This is a genomic window from Pseudomonas sp. LAMO17WK12:I1 (genome assembly GCF_900177315.1).
GTDB classification, from domain to species: Bacteria; Pseudomonadota; Gammaproteobacteria; order Pseudomonadales; family Pseudomonadaceae; genus Aquipseudomonas; species Aquipseudomonas marginalis.
This window is the reverse complement of sequence record NZ_FWZV01000018.1, coordinates 72,168-90,673: the sequence shown is the minus strand read 5'-3', so window position 1 is coordinate 90,673 and position 18,506 is coordinate 72,168. Positions and strand designations below refer to the sequence as shown.

Genomic DNA, 18,506 nt, shown 5'->3' with positions numbered 1-18,506 from the left:
TCTGACAGAATGTGCCGTAATCTCGTTCACCCCTGGAGCGCTTCATGGCCACGTTCACCAAGACCGCTATCCTGCTGGCCCTCGCGCTGACCGCCGGCAGCGTCTTCGCCGCCGCCAAGCCGGCCACGCAAACCATCTCCACCCTGGGCGGTAAGTTCAACTTCAACCTGCCCAAGGGATATGCCGCCGACACCCTCCCGGCCGGCAAGGCCGAGGACGGCAGCGCCAATACCCAAGGCACGATGTACGCCAACCAGAGCACGAAAAGCGTGGTGATCGTCGCCGAAACCGTGCGTAACGACGGGGTGAGCATCAAGGACAACGACCCGCAGTTCCTCGATGGTGCCGTGGCCGGTTTCGTCAAGGACCAGAGTGCTGCCCTGCCCGACTTCAAGAAGCTGAGCGAGAAGAAACTGACCTTCAAGGGCCTCGGCCTGCGCCAGGTGGACAGCACCGCCACCCAGGGCGGCGGCAAGACCTTGAACTCCACGTTCCTCGGCGGCTCCGGCAACCACTTGCTGGTAATCCAGGCGATCTCGCGGGCCGATGATGCGAAGGGGCATGCAGAGCTGGTGAAGCAGATTACCGGCGGCAAATAACAAAGAGTCCTGACAACACCCATCAAAGGTGGGAGGGAGCTTGCCCCCTCCCACCTTTGTTCAGCGCGCTCACTTCAAACTCGTTTCCAGCCAGGCCTTCAGATCCTGCACCTCCGCCTCACTGACCGTGTGGTTCATCCCCGGATAGCCATGAAACTCCGGCTTCAACCCAAGCCCCACCAACACCTCATTCGCCCGCGTCGCCGAGGCATAGGGCAGTGCCTGGTCCAGGGTGCCATGGCCAATAAAGATCGCCAGGTTGTTCAAGCGTTGATCCGGCTTGAGCTCAGCCTTGAGCACCGGCAGCACGCTGCCACTCAGCGCCGCAATGCCACGCACCAGCTGCGGGTCACGTAAAGCCACCTCATACGCCATGATCGCGCCCTGGCTGAACCCCACCAGGAATACGCGGTCAGGCTGGGTGTGATACTTCGCGGTGGCTTGGCCGACAAAATCCTTGATCAGTTGGGCGCTGCTGTGCAAATCGGCGGTCACACCATCGTAATCGCCGTCACCCGGGGTCTTGGTAAACCAGCGAAAGCCATTCGGTTGCACCGGCGTCGGCGCACGGGCCGAGAGGTAGGTCCAGGTGGACGGCAGTGCGTCCTTGATGCCGAACAGGTCTTCCTCATTACTGCCGAACCCGTGCAGGAAAATCACCAGCGGCTCGTTGCGCGCATCGCCCTGGGTCTGTTCCAGGTACGCCAGCGGCAAATCGGTGTGCAACTCGGAATCGGCGTGGGCAACGCCGGCCATCAGGGTCAGCGCCAAGGCAAACAGTTTGAGCATGGGAAATGACCTCAGGGTTTGCGCAATAAATAGGTGTCCATGATCCAGCCATTCTCAAGGCGCGCCGCCTTGCGCACCCGTTCGATCTGTTCCGCCACGTCACTGACCTTGCCGCTGATCAATATCTCATCCGGCGTGCCCAGGTAGGCCCCCCAGTAAATCTCCAGGTCCTGATCAGCCACCGTGCGGTAGGAATCTTCTGCGTCGAGCATGACCACCAGGGTATCGGCCTCGCTGGCCTGCCCCGCCGCCAGGCGACGCCCCGTGGTGATCTCGATGGACTTGCCGATACGGTTCAAGGGCACCTTATGCTGGGCCGCCAGGGCCTGCACACTGGTGATGCCGGGAATCACCTCGAATTCAAAGGCGCAGCGGCCACTGGCCAGGATCGCCTGCAGGATCCGGATGGTGCTGTCGTACAGTGCCGGGTCGCCCCAGGCCAGGAAGGCGCCCACTTCACCGTCGGCCATTTCTTCGTTGATCATGCGCTCGAAGGTGGCCTGCTTGTCGCGGTTGAGGTCCTGCACGGCGGTGGTGTAGTCGACGTCGCCGCGTACGCGCTCGGGGCATTCGGCCTCGACAAAGCGGTAGCCGGGTTCGGTGATATAGGTCTCGCAGATCTCACGGCGCAGGTCGATCAGCTTGTCCTTGCTCTGGCCCTTGTCCATCAGGAAAAACACGTCGGTGCGGTTCAGCGCCTTCACGGCCTGCATCGTGATGTAGTCAGGGTTGCCGGCGCCAATGCCGATGATCTGGATGCGTTTCATGGGGTGCTCTCATTGCGGGGCGTGGATTTTGCCATGTTCACGCCCTCAGGCGTGAGTTTCCAGGCGCAGGCGCCACACCGTGTTGAAGCGCAGCTCGGTGGCGGACAGCGGCTCGACGTCGATCCGGTAGAACATCGACACCGGGCACTGCATGACATGCAGCAACGCGGCGCGGACGACAAAGGGATGGGTGATGGCCACGATGTGCCCGGGCTGGGCCTCCAGGGTTTGCATCCACTGCGCCACCCGCCTGCACACCTGATCGACCGACTCGCCGCCATGGGGCGCGCTGGCGCTGTCAGCGAGCCAGGCCTGCAACTCATCGCCGTGCAGGCGACCAATGTCCACACCTTTCCATCGTCCGAAATCGCCATCGCGCAGGGCATCCTCAATCACCGCGTCACTGCCGAACAGTCCTGCAGTCTGCCTGGCGCGTGCCTCGGGCGCACACACCAGGCGCGGGGTTTTCTTATAGCGCCCGGCCAGGGACAGCGCGGCGGCTTGCCAATCCATCGCCACGGACTCGTTATCGGGAAAACGCCCGTACTGTTGAGCAGGCGTGGCGGCGTGGCAAATGAGGGTCAAGCGGGTGGCCTGCATCACTGCTCGCTCTGCATCGGGATAGGGCTCCGTATACACCAGAAACACATGGGCGGAACTGCCGAGTTTAGACATGCCACTCCCTACAAGCCACAGGTCGCAGGCAACAAAACGCGATTACGGTGTCGTCTTTTCCCTGACCATTACGAGAAAATCCTATGACCATCATGTCCCAGCCGGTAACCGTACAACCACAGCCAGCCACAACCCGATCATCGGCGAGCGCTCAGGACGGCGAACCGTCAGTACAGGGCAGGACCAAACGGTCACTGATTCAAACCGTCACACAGTGGCCTGTGAATCCACCGCCCAGCCCCAGGGATCCCCATTTTCAACACACCCTGGAACAAAGCAAGCAACTGCTGCACAAGAGCGATAAGGAAATGGCGTTCCAGTATTGCGCCGCATTGATGCTGCTGGAAAGTCGCAAAGGTTCTGTTCCGAAAACCGCCGACCAGCCTCCCACGGTCACTGACATTCCACCGTTTTCCACCTTCGGCCAGGCTTGGGCACTCTTCACACTGGCGCTCAAACAAGAGCCGTTCGCAAGCTATGCCAAGAACCACAACATCGATATTTCCAGCCTCAGGTGGTTCCCCCATGCGGACTCGATGGAATGCACTATCAATGGCAAGACTCAACTTTTCTCCCACGCGACACCTGGCTGGCGAGAAGCCAGCGCCGCTGTCGCAGCCGCGGCAAAAGAGGTGGCTGCCGGTCGAGTTGAATCGTTCCAGTACACCGGCGAACACAGTGCCCCGATTGACGTAGTGGGTAACTTCTATGGCGAAGAGCCCGCGAGCCGTCAGATCAACCTGCTCAGTTCAATCCGCAGCCTCCAGGGCGGCACCTTCAAATCCCTGATGCCCCACAACGGTCCGTTGGCGCCGCAATTCATGCGCGTCAGGAAGGCACAAGGCGAAGTCGAGAACGCCATCGCCACGGCGACCTACAACGAAACCAGGGGTGTAGCAGATGCCAACCGCACGCCGACAATCTCGCAACGTGTCGAGGAGGCCGACCGGGAACTTGCCCGTGATGTCAGCAGATGGGTGGGAGTCAAAGCCACAGGCGGCCAGAACGAAGCGACTGAATTGACGGTCTCCGACCTTCCTAAGGATTCATCCTATATGCAGGCAGTGCAAGCCTATAAAGAGGCTCTCTCCAGCGATACTTTCAAGAAGTTCATGCAAACACACTGCGTAGATCCAAGAACTGTAGAAATCGATAATAAAGGGACTCTGTTTTGCAAGATAAGGAGCTCGGACGGCAGCTTCAAATGGATCCATTTCCCGGTTAAAAATCGACATTGGAAACCCATTCAAGATGACATTTTGAAAGCGGCGCGCGAGATAAGGGGTAGCAGTTCGCAGAGATTGCAGAACTATAACTACGTTAGGGAAAATCTCCCCATGGCGGGCATTCTGGATTTTTACGGAGTCCGCGAGCATTACGGCTCACCGCAGTGGCTCGAACAAAGCGCAGCACTCATTCGCGATGGGTTCCCTGCCCTGGACAAAGACAATCCTCCAAACGACCCACTCTCCCTTGCTGTGCGCGAACACCAACAGGCAGCCAAACAGCGCCTGGCGCATACGGAAGGACTCCCCCCGCCAAGCTTCCCCGTTCCCACAACGCCGTTCAGACGCAACCAGATCGACGCGGCCATACCTACGCCGGCCATGCCATCCGCCCAGCCTGTAACGCCAGCGGATATCATCGGACAGCGTCTGTTTGGGGGCGAACCGAACCGTCAAACAGTGGTAGCCGGATTGCTAAAGGATGCCATCAGCACGGCATCTCCCTCTCTGAACGTCGATGTCCAGCAGTTGGCCTTCGCCGCCCCGGACCCGCAGAATCCGGGCCAGTTCCTGGAAACACCCCTTATGGAACTCGCCCTTAACCATATTGCCGGTGCCGATGCACCGGTGTTCAGCCATGACGGCAAGTTTGTCGACACGCGTGCGAACGCGCAGGCACTTACGGGCAATCCGCCGGGCACCGCGCTGAACATCGATAGATCGGCGCTGCAAACGGCTATCAGTCAGTTGCCAGGCAAGCTGGACGAAGCCATGCAAGCAGCCAGGCTCGATTATTGGGGCAAGCCACCTTTCAATGAACCCGCCCCTGGTGTCGGTGCCGACGCGTCCATTTTCGGCGGAGATCGCCGATTGATGCTCGGTGAACTGATGCGCAGCAACCTGCTCCTGGCCAGTATGAAACACCCTGGGTTGAATGACATGCAACGGGAAACCCTCGACCTGGTGGCCAGGTACCCCCACGGCTCGACACGCCCCAAATTGGCGGATAGCTCCGTAACCGTGTTCGCTTTCTCCAGCACCGACAATGCCCGCCCCGATACCCCGCAATCCCTGACCCCCAACCTGGTCATAGAACGTATGTACCCGGGGCGTACGCTCGTGCTGGTGTGCGAGCCGAGCGGCAAGGTGACCCCCTACAACTCGTTGAATGCAGCCAAACAGGCGTGGGAAGGGAACCTGAAAATACAACAACCGAACGCAACGTTCAGCACTGAAGTGACCAAAGTGGATGCCGATGCGTTCTATATCCAGGCAAGCAATCTTATCAACAGAAACAACGCGGATGCAGTCACCACCTACCCTGCACTGCTCTCCTCCCAGCCCTCTGACGCAGCCGCGGAAAAGGTGTCCGACTGGATAAAAAACACCACCGATGTCAACCGTTTCATGCTGTATGAGCTCACCACGGAATTGGCGGGCTACATGCATCGCAACAAAGAACAAACCTATAACAGCGGGATCCCTGACCTCCACACGTATATACAGGACCAAGTAAAAGCCCTCTCACCGCCCCCCTTCACCTGTGATATCGATGATGTGGAAGTGCACTACTCCACGAATCTTGCCTACCTTACAACCCCGTTAGTGCGCCAAAAGTCCGGTAAAATGTCCCTCACCGAAGCGTTCATGCAGAACCTTGCACAGTTCATGTTCACCGAAGTAGAAGTACGAAACAAAACAACGGGAGCGCTTATACCCGCCCTAAGCAATAGAGATGCTTTCGACACGCTTATTGCGGGCATCGATGTCGGCAAGAACTATCCTGAGTTACTTAAAAAGGAATTGCTTGACGACCCAACTAAAAAGACAGAGCGCCAACAACGTTATGGGCAGCAAGTGCCCATTGAATTAAAAATCAAAGCCCTGGAACTGACCGCCAAAGGCGAGTCCGGCTTCGATAACGCAATGGGGTTTCGCTATCTCCAGGCAATTCTTGATCCCACGCCAGGCAATAAAACGGTTGACGGCAAAGAGATCACAATGCGTCCATTGGCGTTCGTACGTCAGCCCGGCAGCAGCCCTGACGTTGTTGAGAATATGTTCCTGATCGAACCCAAGGACAGCACCCAAGGCCCTCATATTCTCTATCGCCCACTGATGAACGATGCACCTTTGCTGCAGTTTCCTTCGCGGCAGGCATTGATGGAAGCCATCCAGAAGCCCGGAAAGTTGCAAACCGATATTATTGCCTGGCTACCGGATGAGTCCAGCCGCACGGTTTATCGCCATGGAGGGTTCAGCGAACCTCACCTGCCAGCTAACCGAGTTTTTTTTAGTGACTTCAATGCATTGCGAAAGCCGGATGCGCCGACGATCGCCACCGCCGGAACTGCGATGGATGACCTGCAAACAAAACTGCAATCCGGTCAATTGATGAACTATCTGTACGAGGCCAATGCCAAGGCCATGATCTCGTTGCAAGAACAGCACACGGTTTCGGATTCGGAAAGTCGGTGGGCGACACTGAAAGAAGGTGGATTTATGGTCCTCTCCGCAGTATTGCCCGTTCTTCGCGGACCCGCTGCCGTCCTCGGCATGGCAATGCAGCTTTACGGCGTCCTTGGCGATCTCGAAACTCTGACTAATGAAGAAGAAGGTAAAAAGGGCGATAAACTAACCGCCGCAGCCGATCTGTTGGTCAACTTCGCAATGTTGCTGTTTCTTCATCGTGCTGCAGGATCAAGATCTGCTGCACGTTCAAACTCAAGCAGTGCCGTCGGCATGCTGCCCGAAAATAGTGGGCGACCGCCACTAACTGACAATGCCTTCGTGTCAGGAGGCCGCATCGAACCACCAACAACGGTCGTTGAAAACAATCGTGTGCCCACCACCGAAGTAACAACCTCGACTGCAACAGATGGAACGCAATATCGCCCCGTCATTGAAGCCTTCGAAAAAGACGGATTACTGATCAGAACCCTTCAGCTCAGAAACGCGCATCTGGAGTTTCATAACACCGGTGAGACCCTTGACAACATTCGCGCACAGGGCGATGCCAACAGAGGACATGGAGGGCTGCGCAAATGGAGCCTGGCTCAAGCAGACTTGCTGCCCAACTACTACAAAATGGGTGACAACGCTGGAGCCCTGCCGCGAAACATGGCCATCTTGGCGTTTCCGGAAAAACTCCAGAACAACATCACCGCCATACATGAAAAAGATGCCTTCTCTGGGAACATCCAGGCCGACACGCGTTACATGGGGCAGGAGAACGCCCGCAAAGGCATGCAAGACTTATTGACGGAACTGAAAACCCAACAAGGCGAGCATCCCGACAACCCACTTGAAAACAGCGAAATCCAGACAGTGGGCGTGCCACCCGACGCACTGGCCGGCCTGGTTTTCTATGGTTCAAACGGTCAGACCTGGGAGGCCGCCAAGCCACAGTTTCAGAGAGCCATTAACCGAGCCGGCCCCGAGTTCGATGGGAAGTCATATCCTGTCTTTACCTACAAGGTCGAGGAAGGTAAAACCAGACTGGTATACCTCGAAACACTCAAGGTTGATACCAAGGCAAGCTAACGACACCGTTAGCCTCGCATTGCTGCGCTAGTCAAACCACTCCCGCCGCCCCTCAAAGGTGCTGATGATCAACTCGACGATCATCTGCACCGCCTCGGGGTGGCGCACCTGCGCATTCACCGCCAGCCACACCTGGCGCTGCATGCTGTCCTCGGCCAACAACCCCGGCAACGCCACCAGCCCCCGGTCGAAGCTGCTCATGTAGTGCGGCAGCAAACCGATGCAGGCGCCGCAGCGGATCATCTCCAGCATCAGCGAATAGGCATGCACCTGCACCACCGCCGCCAGGCGCTGTTGCACCACCTGGTTCCACGGCTGCAGGGCCTCGACCTGGGCGTCCGGCTGCCATTGCACCAGCATGTAGTCAGCCAGGTCTTCCACGCTGTCCGGGCGCGTGGTCAGGCGTGAATAGCGCTTGGCGATATGCGGCAGGTACCGCAATCGCGCCAGCGCCCGCGGCGGTTCGGTGACGAAGCTCGGGCCGGGCACCGGACCGTCGGTGTCCGCCAGCCACAGCACCACATCCACGTCCACCGCTTGCAGGGACAGGTGGCTGTCGAGGGAGATGATCTCCAGGCGCACGCTGGCATTGCGGCGCAGCAAGGCGATCAGGTCGCGGCCGAGGATGTCGTGCAGGATCGGCTCGGCCACCGCCAGGCGAATCAGCGGCTGTTCCAGTACCGGCAGGCGCCGTTCATGGGCCAGGGCGATCAGTTGGGCCTGCAACTGCTGGCCGTCGCGGCTGAGCACCAGGCCGTTGCCCTGGTAGCTGAACAGCGCATGGCGCAGGTGTTCTTCCAGCTGGGCCAGGCGCTTGCGCAACAGGGTTGCCTTGATATTCAGGCTGCGCGCGGCCTGCATGAAACAGCCGCAGCGCGCACTCACCAGAAAGTAGCGGGCCACCTCCGGGTCGATCTCGCTGGCCAGGGCCAGCCAGGCACTGCGTGGCTCGGTAGGTGCACGGTAAGCAGTGGGCCCCTGTGGGGCAGACGGTTCGAGAAATGCCATGGGAGACTCCCTGTCTGGTTGGTCTGTGCATCCAATGCGGGTTGAGGCGTGTTACTCCAGCACTTTGTTCAACTCGGCGCCGTCGATACTCAAGGTCGCGGTGTTGAGCATGCCTTCCAGGTAGGCCTTGGCGATCTGTTCCTGGCGCTGGGCGCGCAGGGCCTGGGTCAGGCGTTCACGCAGCTCGTCCAGGGTGGCGGTGCGCGCCGGCTGCTGGCCGATGAGCTTGAGCACATGAAACCCGGCCGGGCTCTGCACCACGTCCGAGACCGCACCGACCTTGAGCCGCGCCACCGCGCCGCGCACCTCCGGCACCAGTTGCTGCAACGGCTGCATCCCCGAATCGCCGCCGCGCGCGGCGCTGTCGGGGTCCTGGGAAAACTGCGTGGCCAGGGCGGCAAAATCAGCCGGCGCGGCCTGGGCCTTGCGGCTCAGTTCCTGGGCCTGGCGTCGTACGGCGTCGAGGTTTTGCGGGTCATTCACCGCGAGGAAAATCTGGCTCACCTGGTACAACGGCGGCGTCACCCATTGCGCCTTGCCGCTGTCGTAGGCCTGTTGCAACTCGGCGGCGCTGGGGTAGTCGGCCGGTACCTGGCTGACCGAGAGCATGTAGTCGCGAAACACGATCTGCTCGGCGGCGGCGCGGGTCTGCTGCTCCACCTCCGGGCGCTGGCGCCAGCCCTGGGCATCGGCCTGTTCAAGCACGGCTTTTTGCGCCAGCCTCGAGCGAATCCAGGTTTCCAGGGCGCCACGGTTGCCGCGCAATTGCTCGCGGGATTCGGCCGGCAGGCTGGCCAGCACGCTTTTCAGCTCCGCCAGGTCGATCTGCTGGTTGCCCAGGCGCGCCACCGCTGGCCCGCTAGGCGCGGGAGTGATCACCGGCGCCGATTGCTGCGCCGCCACCGGGTCGCTGCCCGGTCGCAGGCTCAACGCCACGGCCACCACCAGCACAGCCAGCGCCCCCGCGCCGAGCATCAGGGTTGGCTTTTTCACAGCACCGCCACCTCTTCACCCACCGCGGCAGCCTGCAACTGCGCGGCCTGCTGGCTGTACTCACGCAGGTAGACGATAAACTCCTGCAACAGGCGATCCCACAATTCCAACTGGCTGCGCAGGTGCGTGACGCCAACCCCGGCCACCACCACGTCCATTTCCATCAACAGGAACTCGCCCTGCACCGACAACCGCGCAAAGCGCCGCGAGGCGTTCCATACCGGGGCCAGGCCTTCGGGCAACTCGCCCTGTACCCGCAGCGCGCAGCTGTAGGTGAAGTCAACATAGCTGCCCTGCTCCGCCGCCGGGTTGCCGAAGCGCACGGCAAAGCCGATGCCCTGGCTGGCGCTGAGCAACTGAACGATGCCGTTCTGTTCGCTCTGGTTAACCCGGTAGCCGGCGTCCTGCAACAGGTCGGTGAGGCTCTGGACGGTGACGCTGGTGATCAATTCGCTCATGGTGATCTCTTCCTTGTCTATCAGTGATTGGCGGCTGCCTGGGGCGCATCAAAACGGCTCTTGTACAGATCGTCGCCAAAACCCTGGGCCAGTTCCTCGAACTTGACCCGTGCGCTGCTGGCGAACGGCTGGCGAATGCTCATCACCTCGGCCACATCGATTTTTTCGTAGGCCGCGAGCAGTTGCTGGGCCACGCCGTACATCTGTTGATTCTTGACTGAACATTGCTGCACTTGTGTGTCACGTTCGCTTAAGGCCGCCTGCAGGCGCGCGCGCTCGGCTTCCTTGCCCTTGGCCAGCACCAGCAGTTCGTCATAGGCCTTCTTGAACTTGCCGATCTGCTCGTTGCTCGCCGCCACCTGGGCCTGCGCCTGGCTGTGCAGGCTCTGTTGCTGGCCGGCCAGTTGCTCGGCGGTGCCACGGGCCTTTTCCAGCTCAGCGGTCAATTGCTTGATTTGCGCCTGGGCCTGTTTGGCCTGGTTTTCGGCGGCCAGCCGTGCGGCACTGGCCTGGGCCTGTTCGCTTTGCAGCGCCTGCAATTGCTGGGTGGTGCTGCGCAGTTGCGTACGCAGGCGCTCCTCCATGCCTTCGGCCGACGCGCCGGTGCTCACCAGCAGCAGTAACAGCGCGCAGATTCGTGTGTTCATGTGGCATCTCCCTGCGCATCAAAAGCGCGTGTTGAGTTCCAGTTGCATCACATCGACTTCGAACGGCTGGCCATACACTTCGGAGGCGCTCAACCAACGCGCACTGGCGTAGATGTTCTTGTCGATACCGTAGTTGCCGCCAATGAAATAGCCCTTGGCGTTGGTGCCGCCCAGGTGGAACGACGAGTCGTTGAAGCCGTCGGGCAAGGCGTCGGGCTGGATGTACTTGTAGCCGGCCAACAGGTTCCAGTCGCCGCGCTTGCGCATCTCCAGGGCGCTGCCGAGGGTGAACGAGACCATCAGCGCATTACCGCCACTTTCAAACTGGCCGTTGCTGTTGATGTTGTTGACGATCTCGCCTTCGCTGCGCTTGAGCATCTCGCCCTTGTCGTAGGCCAGGTTGTGAATGAAGTTGGCCTGGCTGCGCAGCTTGAAGTCGCTGGGCAGTTCGCTGTCCCAGACCAGGTTGAGGTCCAGCACATCGAACTTGGACGCCAGGCCTACGTACTGCGGGTCGGGTGTGCGCGCAGGATCCGCCGGGTTGGTGGTGTTGTTGCGCAGGTTGAACACCGTGTTGCCTTTCTGCATGAAGGCCACGCGCGTGCCGTCGGTGTCGCAACCTGCCGCGCCCTGCCAGGTGGAGCAAGGGCTGGAGCGCTCGCCTTCGATGTCCTGGAACTGGTAATAAGCCGCGGCGAGTTTGAGGCGGTTGCTGCGGTTGATCTTCCAATCCGCGCCGATCTGCCCGCCAAACAGCCATTTGGTGTCGCTGTCTTCCTTGTCGATACCATTGGTGCTGGCGGTGTCGGAGGTGTACTCCACCGGGAAGGCGCCAAGGGTACCGAACAGGCCCCACTCGCTGTTGAGGCTATGGTTGAAGATCGCCGCCACGCCGTCGAAGTTGAGGTCGTTGGAATACATCATGTCGGTGGAATAGAACGGGTTGCCGATGCGCCCGGCGGTCAACGTCATGTAGTCGGTGGTTTTCCAGCTCAGGTAACCCTGGTCGAGCCAGATGTCCTTTTTGCCAAAGCCGCCGCCCAGGGTCTGGGTGGTGGACACCGGGTTATTGTCGGAGCCGGTGGCGATACGAATGCCGGCGGTCCATTCCGGCGAGATCACCGCTTTCATGCCCAGGCGTGCCCGCAGGCGGAACAGGTTCTCGCGGTCCTCGCGGGTGTTGATCAGCGGTGGGAACTTGGTGTTGGAGTTCTTGTTGACGTCGTACGGGCCGGTGTCATTGAGCTTGGCAAAATCGGTGATGTTGTTGCTGTTATTGCCCGAGAAGTAGCGCGACTCGTCGCGCAGACGAATATCGCCATCAAAGCTGATGCGCGAGATCCAGTCGGGGAAGGTATTGGGCTGCGCCCAGTTTTCCTTCTTGGCGGTGGACATGACTTCGGCCTTGACCTGGTCACGGATCTGGTCGCGCACCGCCTGCGGCACGTACTGCACGCGCACATCGCCGGGCGCGGTCGCCGGGCCACTGGCGACCACCGGCGCAGCGTTGGCCTGGCGGGCCTGCTGGGCTTCTTTTTCGGCCTGGGCGATCAGCCCATTGGCGGTGTCCTGGGTCAGCACACCCTGCTGCACCAGCAGGCGAATCAGGTTGATGGTGACGTTTTCCGAAGGCGCAACCGGGGCGGCCGCCGCCTGCCCGACCAGGGTCGCGATGACCATGCCAACCGCCAGGGTCAGTCGATTCACGGGGGAAATCATGTGTACGCAACTCCTGTAAAAAACCGTAGGTAAGAGGTTTCGTGCAATCAATCCGGGCGCCGGCCCTTGAGGGACAGGCGCATGGGCAGCGTCAGCGACGCCGGAGGTTTCTGGGTGGCGCGAGGCGCACGGATCAGCGCCAGCATCTGGGCGTCGGTGTCGGCATCCCCGCTGGACTTGGCCACCAGCGCCTTCGTCACCTGGCCGTCGGTGCCCAGCCACAGGTCGATCTGTATCGCAAAGGCCTTCTTGCGCAGCTCCGGGTCTTCACGCATCAGCCGTTGATAGGTACCGGCCAGGTACTGCTTGTACGTGCCGGTCCCCAGCCCGCCGCCGCCACTGCCGGCCATGCCGCCGCCCTTGCCGGCGCCGATGTTGAAGCCGTCGTTACCGGACTGCGCATCCCCGTCGATCTGCATCGGGTTGGCCAGGTCTTCATTCGGTGAAGGCGGTGCTTCCTCGGCCGGCTTGACCTCTTCGGGTTCGGGACTGGGCACCGGTTCCGGGACCTTCTCTTCAACCTGGGGCTCGGGTTCCTTGGGTTTTTCCGGGGGTGGCGGCGGCGGTGGCGGCAACGGAATAATCGTCGGCACCTTCGGCGCTTCACGGCGTACGCCACTCATGTCATTGGCCCACTGCCAGAGAAACCAGGCCGCCACGGCGCCCAGCAACAGGCCGGCGCCCCACTTCAACGGGCGCAACGGCGGTTTGTTCTTCACCGGCAATGGCGCGATCGGGATCTGTGCGGTCATCACTCAGCCCTGGCTCGGTTTGCCGGTGACCAGCCCGACCTGGGACAGCTCCAGCCGGCGCAACAGGTCGAGCACCTCGATGACTTTCTGGTACTGCACCATCGCATCGCCGCGCACGATCACCGGGAAGTCCGGGTTCAGCGCTTTCTCGATGCGCAGGCGCTCCTCCAGTTCGCCGAGGGTCACCGGGTACGCGTCGAGGAACACCTGGCCTCCGTCATTCACGGAGATGGCCTTGGTCTTGGCCTCCGACAGCGACACCGAGGCGCTGGCCTTGGGCAGGTGGATCTGGATCCCCGAGACCTGGGCGGTGGCGGTGAGGATAAACATCACCAGCACCACCATCAGCACGTCCACCAGGGGCGTGATGTTGATGCTGTCGACGGCGGCATCATCGTCATCGTCGTGGGAGGCATTTACGGAAGCCATGGCGATTCTCCTCAGGCCGGAACCGATGCGTGATGGTCGCGGCGGTGCGCGGTTTCACTGTGCTGGCTCTCGCCGTGCATCTCCGCCAGGCGGGTGATGAACTCGTCGACGAACACGCGCATGTCGGCGCTGACTTCCTTGTTGCGCGTGATCAGGCGGTTGTAGCCAAACAACGCGGGGATCGCGACGAACAGGCCCATGGCCGTGGCCAGCAAGGCCGCCGCCATGCCCGGAGCGATGGCGTTGATGTTCACGTCGCCGGCCATGGCCGTGCCGAGGAACACCACCATGATCCCCAGCACCGTACCGAGCAGGCCGATATACGGGCCGCCGGCGATGGCGTTGGACAGGGTCGACAATTTGGAACTCAGGGCCTGGTTCTCACGGGTGCGCACGCCGTCCATGGAGCAGCGGATCGCTTCGATGGTGGCCGCCGACACCGACGAGGTGTCGGCGCCCTGGGCACGCCGGGTACGGATCTCCTTGACCGCCACCAGGTACAGGCGCCACAGCGAAGAGTGGCTCAGGCGCTCAGCCAACTGCGCGTCGTCGGCATACATCTCCAGGCGCGTGCCGATCTGGGCGAAGTGCTCGCGGAACACTTCGTTGGCACTGCTGAGGCGGCCGACCTGACGGTTCTTGCGCAGCATGATGACCCACGACTGGAACATCATCGCCACCAGCACCAGGATGATCACCCAGGCGTCCACCGGTACGGCGTTGAGCAAAAAGCCCAGGCTGCCGAAGCCGAAGCCGGACTGTTCTTCATCCACGCCGTAGGCCACCAGTTTCGACTCGGCGCCCTGGGCGCTCGCGTCAGCCAGCAACAGCGCAGCCGGGCGCGCCACCTTGGACAGGCGCAGCTCATCCATGGCCCCGGCGAACGGCAGGTGCGTGCTGCCGGCTTCCGGCAGGTCGGCGCCGACCGCCAGCTGCGTGTTGAACCCAGGCATGGCCACGGCGAGCGTGGCGCTTTCACGGCCATTCACATACAGCGTGACCTTGTCGCCCTCGGCGGTGAAAGCCAGGTGCTGCCATTGGCCCGGGTTCAGCGGTTGGGTCGACACCGCGCGCTGGCCGTCGATCTCCACAAACGGCGAGCCCTGGTTCAGGCCCAGCAACAGGCTGTGGGCACCGTCACGTCGGGCCAGCACGATTTGCTCACCGCTGGCCTGGTCCAGGCGCAGCCAGGCGCTGAACGTGAAGGCAGCGCCGGCGGCGTGTTGCAGCGACGGGCTGGCCGGCAACAGCAGCGGCTGGCCGCCGAACTGCAAGGCGCGGCCGATCACGCCGTCGATGCTCGCGCCGGTGGCGTTCAACGCGGTGTTGGCGTAGGCCGTGGTGTCCCGTGGCGGCGTCGCGTTGGCGCCATCGAAGTGATAGAGCGCGGTGTAATTCGGATCGAACGTCAGCTGGCCATTGGCGGTGGCCGGGGCCTTCTGGTTGCCGTAGTACATCCAGAAGTCCTGGCGCTGGCCGCCTTCGACCTTGGGCACATCGACCCAGATCAACGCCATGCCCATCAACGGGTCGAAGCTTTCGATCTGGTGATTGAACACGGTCTTGTCATCGGCACTCACAAAGCGCAGGTCGGCGCCGTCGTCCTTGACCCCGTCAAAGGTGAAGTTGCCGGTGTGCAGGCGCACCAGCAACGCGGTGCGGCCCAGGGCCTGGCTGATCGCGGCGCCCTGGGCGGTGGTGTCCACCGAAATCTGTTTGCGGTAGTGCCAATCGTCCTGCCACCAGGCGTGGGCAGTGGCCGGGAGCGCGAAGCCCAGGCAGATCAACAGGCTCAGGAATAGGCGTTGCATGGGTGAAGTCTCCGGAAGAAAAAGTCAGAAAGTCGCCTGCACACTGAAGTGCAGTCGCGAGTCCTGTTTCTGGGTGTTCGGTCCATCGAGCAGCGGGTAACCCCAATCCAGGCTGCCGGACAACCACTTGCTCAAACTGGCGCGGGTGCCCAGGCCGACACTGGCCAGGCTGTATTCGTCTTCCTGCTCGGGCAGCGGGTCGTGCAGGCGCATGCGCGCGCCTTCGGCGAACGCATAGAAGCGCCACTCCTGCACATAACTGCCGAGGAACTTGGCCAGGGACGGCGTGCGCAGTTCCTGGGAGAGCAAATAGCCCTCGTCCCCGGTGCGCTCGGCCGCCAGGTAGCCACGCACCGAGGTGGCGCCGCCGGCGGAATACTGCTCGTTGGACACCAGCGGCCCGGAGGCCAGCTGGAAAGCGCCCTTGGAGGCCGACTGCCAATCGTTGGCGAAGGTGTAGGTGTAATTCAGGTCGCCCTTGAGCACGGCGAAACTGGCACTGGCCTTGTAGCGCTTGTAATCGAACTCCTCGGCGTCGCTGCCGTAGCCAAAAAATGCACGGGTGCCGACCACCAGGTTCAAGCCCAGCCCCAGCTGGGATTGCTCGGTGTAGCGATAGCCGTTGTAGCCCAGGGTGAACGGCGCGTACTTGAGCGGCACCTGGTCGCTGCTGGCGCCGAACTTCATCTGCTCGTCGAAATCCTTGAAGTCCACACCGAACGAAAACGAATTGGCCCAGTTGCCCGCCGCCGGCAAGCTGTAGATGGCGGATACGCCGTAGGAATGGCCCTTGCCCAACACGTTGCTGCCGCCGATGGTGGCGATGTTGCTGTCGGACTGGTAACCGGAGAACTGCAAGGTCCAGCGTTCGTTCAGCGGCGCACTGTAGGAGCCCGACCAGACCTTGGCATTCTCGGTGTCCTGGGGCGCGGTGAAGTAGGTCAGGGAAATGCTGTGGCCCAGTTGCCAGAGGTTGTCGTAGCCCAGGGTGGCGACCGAGCGCAGCTTTTCGGTGTCGGCGCTGTAGTCGTTGTTCAGGCCGAGGCTGGCGTGCCAGGGGTTCTGGTCTTCGACCTGCAGATCCACGTCCATGGTGCCCGGGCGCTGGCCTTCGCGGACCAGTGGCGTGACCTGCCGGCCGGCACTGCGGTTGAGCCCGGCCAGCTGGGTTTGCACCGTGGTGAAATCCGGCACCGCGCCTTCCTTGAGCCCCGGCACTTCCTCGCGGATCTCCACCGGCGAGTAGTGCTTGGCGCCGACCACACGCACGCGGCCGACCTTGGTTTCGCTGACCTGCAGATAGACGATGCCGTCATCGACCTTCTGTTCCGGCAGCTCGACAAACACCGACTGGTAGCCACGCGCCTGGTAGATCTTCTGCAACGCATCGCGCGCGCCTTCGATATCGTCCAGGGTCTTTTGCGGGCCAAGGAACGGGTACACCGCCTCCTCGATCGTCGCCGCATCGAGCACGGTATTGCCGCGCACGAAGTACTCGTTGACGTCCACCTTGCGCGCCGGGGCCTCATCGCCCTCCTCGGCCCACACCGCTTGCGCCAGGACGCCCAGCGTCAGGCAGCACAACGCCAGCGTTGATTTGAACAGATGCTCCACACCGCCCCCTAACTGTCTAAGATTTTGCGCCGTCGCCGATTGCACGGCGTCTGGCCTGCTCAATTGCTGCTGGTCGAAAGATGGCTGTGCCGCGCCAGCCAGGTGTGCAGCAAGGCGAAGTTCAGAGAGAACTCCGGCATGTGCAGCAAGGCGCCACAGAACACGTCACCGATGATGGTCTGGATCAACTGCACGGCCTGCGGGTTGTTCAACAGGCTGGCGATGTCGCGCTGCAAAGCGTGGATGCTCCACACCTTCTGGTTCAGCTCCAGGCCGACGAACCAGCGGAACAGCAGGTTGTAGTTCAGTTGCTCGTGCAGCTGCTGTTCGCTGGGCACCGAATACAGCAGTTGCAGCAGCAGGATCTGCACCACGGTCTGCGGCGCGATCGCCATGCCCGGCGCGGCCTGGAGCAGGTCGCGATGCTGCTCGAGCACCTCGTCGATCTGCGGGCGCAACAACACCAGCGAATGCCCCGCCGGGATGTAGCTGGACACTTCCTTCAAGGCGCCCTGCCAGTCGTCCTGGGAGACGATCCACACCCACGGCGCGCCGTAGCGGTACACCGAAACCGGCTTCTTGCGCGCAGCCTCGACGATCTTCGACAGGCGCTGGTCGAGCTCCTGCATGCCAACTTTCGAGTAACGTTCCATAGTTCCCATTGCCCCACTCCTGGCGTCCCGCTGACGGCTGGGGAGGCGGCTCGTGGCGGCCTCCAGCGCGTTACATAGGCAAGACGGAAGTGGCGATGAGCTACCGAACTTTTGTCATGAAAGCTTCATTTGGGATTGTGAGGGGGGCAATTTTTCCGGGTCGGCATGTGCGGCCCTGGAGCCGACCGGAGTTGGGTCTGGTGTACTGGGTAAATGTGGGAGGGGGCTTGCCCCCGATTGCAGTGGGTCAGTACCAAATCCATCAACTGACACTCCCTCATCGGGGGCAAGCCCCCTCCCACATTTGGATCTCCATATATCAGATGGACCTCGGTCTGCTTTTGCTCTGCTTTTGCTCTGGCTTTTGATCTTGATCCTAGGCGCCCCGTCAAACACGCTGGCCGAACGCAGGCTTGAATCCGTGGGTAACCCGGCAGGACGCCGGGTTAGCCGTCCTGGGCCAGGGATGGCCCATGACGGCGGCCCACGGATTCAAGCCGGAGTGAGGGCATGCCGAGCCTAGGCGAGGCACCAAGTGGTGGGGCAAGACCTTTTGGTTACTTTTGGGGCGTTTGCCAAAAGTGACCCGCTGTAAGAGCGGAACCATAGGCAGCCGTTACCGCAGCAACGGATATGTACTCATTCCAACTCCAACAAATGGTCGACCCAAAGGCCGCCATCGGGAGCAAGTCGAATCGTCGCACCCACAGTTTTAACCGAGTCTCCCCCACCATACCGGTCGGCTAATAAGAAGCTCGCCACCCTTCTGCTTGCGCAAAAAAATGGGGCGATCACTGATCGCCCCGAACGGTACATCGAGAGG

Annotated in this window: 15 protein-coding genes; 2 read left to right on the top strand and 13 right to left on the bottom strand. The window is 61.4% G+C overall.

Annotated features, from left to right (window positions below):
• Window positions 1-44 precede the first annotated feature (44 nt).
• Window positions 45-599, top strand: coding sequence for a DcrB/PsbP domain-containing protein (locus B9N88_RS28445; protein WP_027607522.1), 555 nt, complete (start codon window positions 45-47; stop codon window positions 597-599).
• A gap of 69 nt (window positions 600-668) precedes the next feature.
• On the opposite strand, the gene B9N88_RS28440 is transcribed toward B9N88_RS28445, so the two are convergent.
• From B9N88_RS28440 to B9N88_RS28430, 3 genes are read right to left on the bottom strand one after another with little or no spacing between them, the layout of a single operon-like run.
• Window positions 669-1,388 carry an alpha/beta hydrolase gene (locus B9N88_RS28440; protein WP_027607523.1) on the bottom strand — a complete coding sequence of 240 codons (720 nt, stop codon included), beginning with the start codon at window positions 1,386-1,388 and terminating at the stop codon, window positions 669-671.
• An 11-nt stretch (window positions 1,389-1,399) separates the two neighbouring features.
• On the bottom strand, window positions 1,400-2,155 hold the full coding sequence (gene cobF / locus B9N88_RS28435) for a precorrin-6A synthase (deacetylating) (protein ID WP_027607524.1): 756 nt from the start codon (window positions 2,153-2,155) through the stop codon (window positions 1,400-1,402).
• A 45-nt stretch (window positions 2,156-2,200) separates the two neighbouring features.
• Window positions 2,201-2,755 (bottom strand): histidine phosphatase family protein, encoded by a 555-nt coding sequence (locus tag B9N88_RS28430; protein ID WP_027607525.1) that lies wholly within the window; start codon window positions 2,753-2,755, stop codon window positions 2,201-2,203.
• A gap of 158 nt (window positions 2,756-2,913) precedes the next feature.
• On the opposite strand from B9N88_RS28430, the gene B9N88_RS28425 reads away from it, so the two are divergent.
• Window positions 2,914-7,599 (top strand): dermonecrotic toxin domain-containing protein, encoded by a 4,686-nt coding sequence (locus tag B9N88_RS28425; RefSeq protein ID WP_133822157.1) that lies wholly within the window; start codon window positions 2,914-2,916, stop codon window positions 7,597-7,599.
• Window positions 7,600-7,626: 27 nt separating this feature from the next.
• Here the strand turns inward: B9N88_RS28425 and B9N88_RS28420 are convergent, their stop codons facing one another.
• From B9N88_RS28420 to B9N88_RS28375, 10 genes are read right to left on the bottom strand one after another with little or no spacing between them, the layout of a single operon-like run.
• Window positions 7,627-8,607, bottom strand: coding sequence for a LysR family transcriptional regulator (locus tag B9N88_RS28420; RefSeq protein WP_027607527.1), 981 nt, complete (start codon window positions 8,605-8,607; stop codon window positions 7,627-7,629).
• Between the two features lie 51 nt (window positions 8,608-8,658).
• Window positions 8,659-9,600 (bottom strand): peptidylprolyl isomerase, encoded by a 942-nt coding sequence (locus B9N88_RS28415; RefSeq protein ID WP_027607528.1) that lies wholly within the window; start codon window positions 9,598-9,600, stop codon window positions 8,659-8,661.
• On the bottom strand, window positions 9,597-10,058 hold the full coding sequence (locus B9N88_RS28410) for a YbjN domain-containing protein (protein WP_043293764.1): 462 nt from the start codon (window positions 10,056-10,058) through the stop codon (window positions 9,597-9,599). The genes B9N88_RS28415 and B9N88_RS28410 overlap by 4 nt, the downstream gene beginning before the upstream one ends.
• Window positions 10,059-10,078: 20 nt before the next feature.
• A complete protein-coding gene (locus B9N88_RS28405) occupies window positions 10,079-10,705 on the bottom strand; it encodes a hypothetical protein (RefSeq protein WP_027607530.1) in 627 nt (208 codons plus the stop codon).
• Between the two features lie 18 nt (window positions 10,706-10,723).
• On the bottom strand, window positions 10,724-12,424 hold the full coding sequence (locus tag B9N88_RS28400; RefSeq protein ID WP_027607531.1) for a putative porin: 1,701 nt from the start codon (window positions 12,422-12,424) through the stop codon (window positions 10,724-10,726).
• Between the two features lie 47 nt (window positions 12,425-12,471).
• Window positions 12,472-13,176 carry an energy transducer TonB family protein gene (locus tag B9N88_RS28395; RefSeq protein ID WP_027607532.1) on the bottom strand — a complete coding sequence of 235 codons (705 nt, stop codon included), beginning with the start codon at window positions 13,174-13,176 and terminating at the stop codon, window positions 12,472-12,474.
• 3 nt (window positions 13,177-13,179) lie between these two features.
• Window positions 13,180-13,605: an ExbD/TolR family protein gene (locus B9N88_RS28390; RefSeq protein ID WP_010211136.1), complete on the bottom strand. Its 426-nt coding sequence runs from the start codon at window positions 13,603-13,605 to the stop codon at window positions 13,180-13,182.
• Between the two features lie 11 nt (window positions 13,606-13,616).
• Window positions 13,617-15,416: a DUF2341 domain-containing protein gene (locus tag B9N88_RS28385; RefSeq protein ID WP_027607533.1), complete on the bottom strand. Its 1,800-nt coding sequence runs from the start codon at window positions 15,414-15,416 to the stop codon at window positions 13,617-13,619.
• Between the two features lie 24 nt (window positions 15,417-15,440).
• Complete coding sequence (locus B9N88_RS28380; protein WP_027607534.1) at window positions 15,441-17,030, bottom strand: ShlB/FhaC/HecB family hemolysin secretion/activation protein; 1,590 nt, start codon at window positions 17,028-17,030, stop codon at window positions 15,441-15,443.
• A 59-nt stretch (window positions 17,031-17,089) separates the two neighbouring features.
• Window positions 17,090-17,683: a transposase gene (locus tag B9N88_RS28375; protein WP_027607535.1), complete on the bottom strand. Its 594-nt coding sequence runs from the start codon at window positions 17,681-17,683 to the stop codon at window positions 17,090-17,092.
• Window positions 17,684-18,506: the final 823 nt, after the last annotated feature.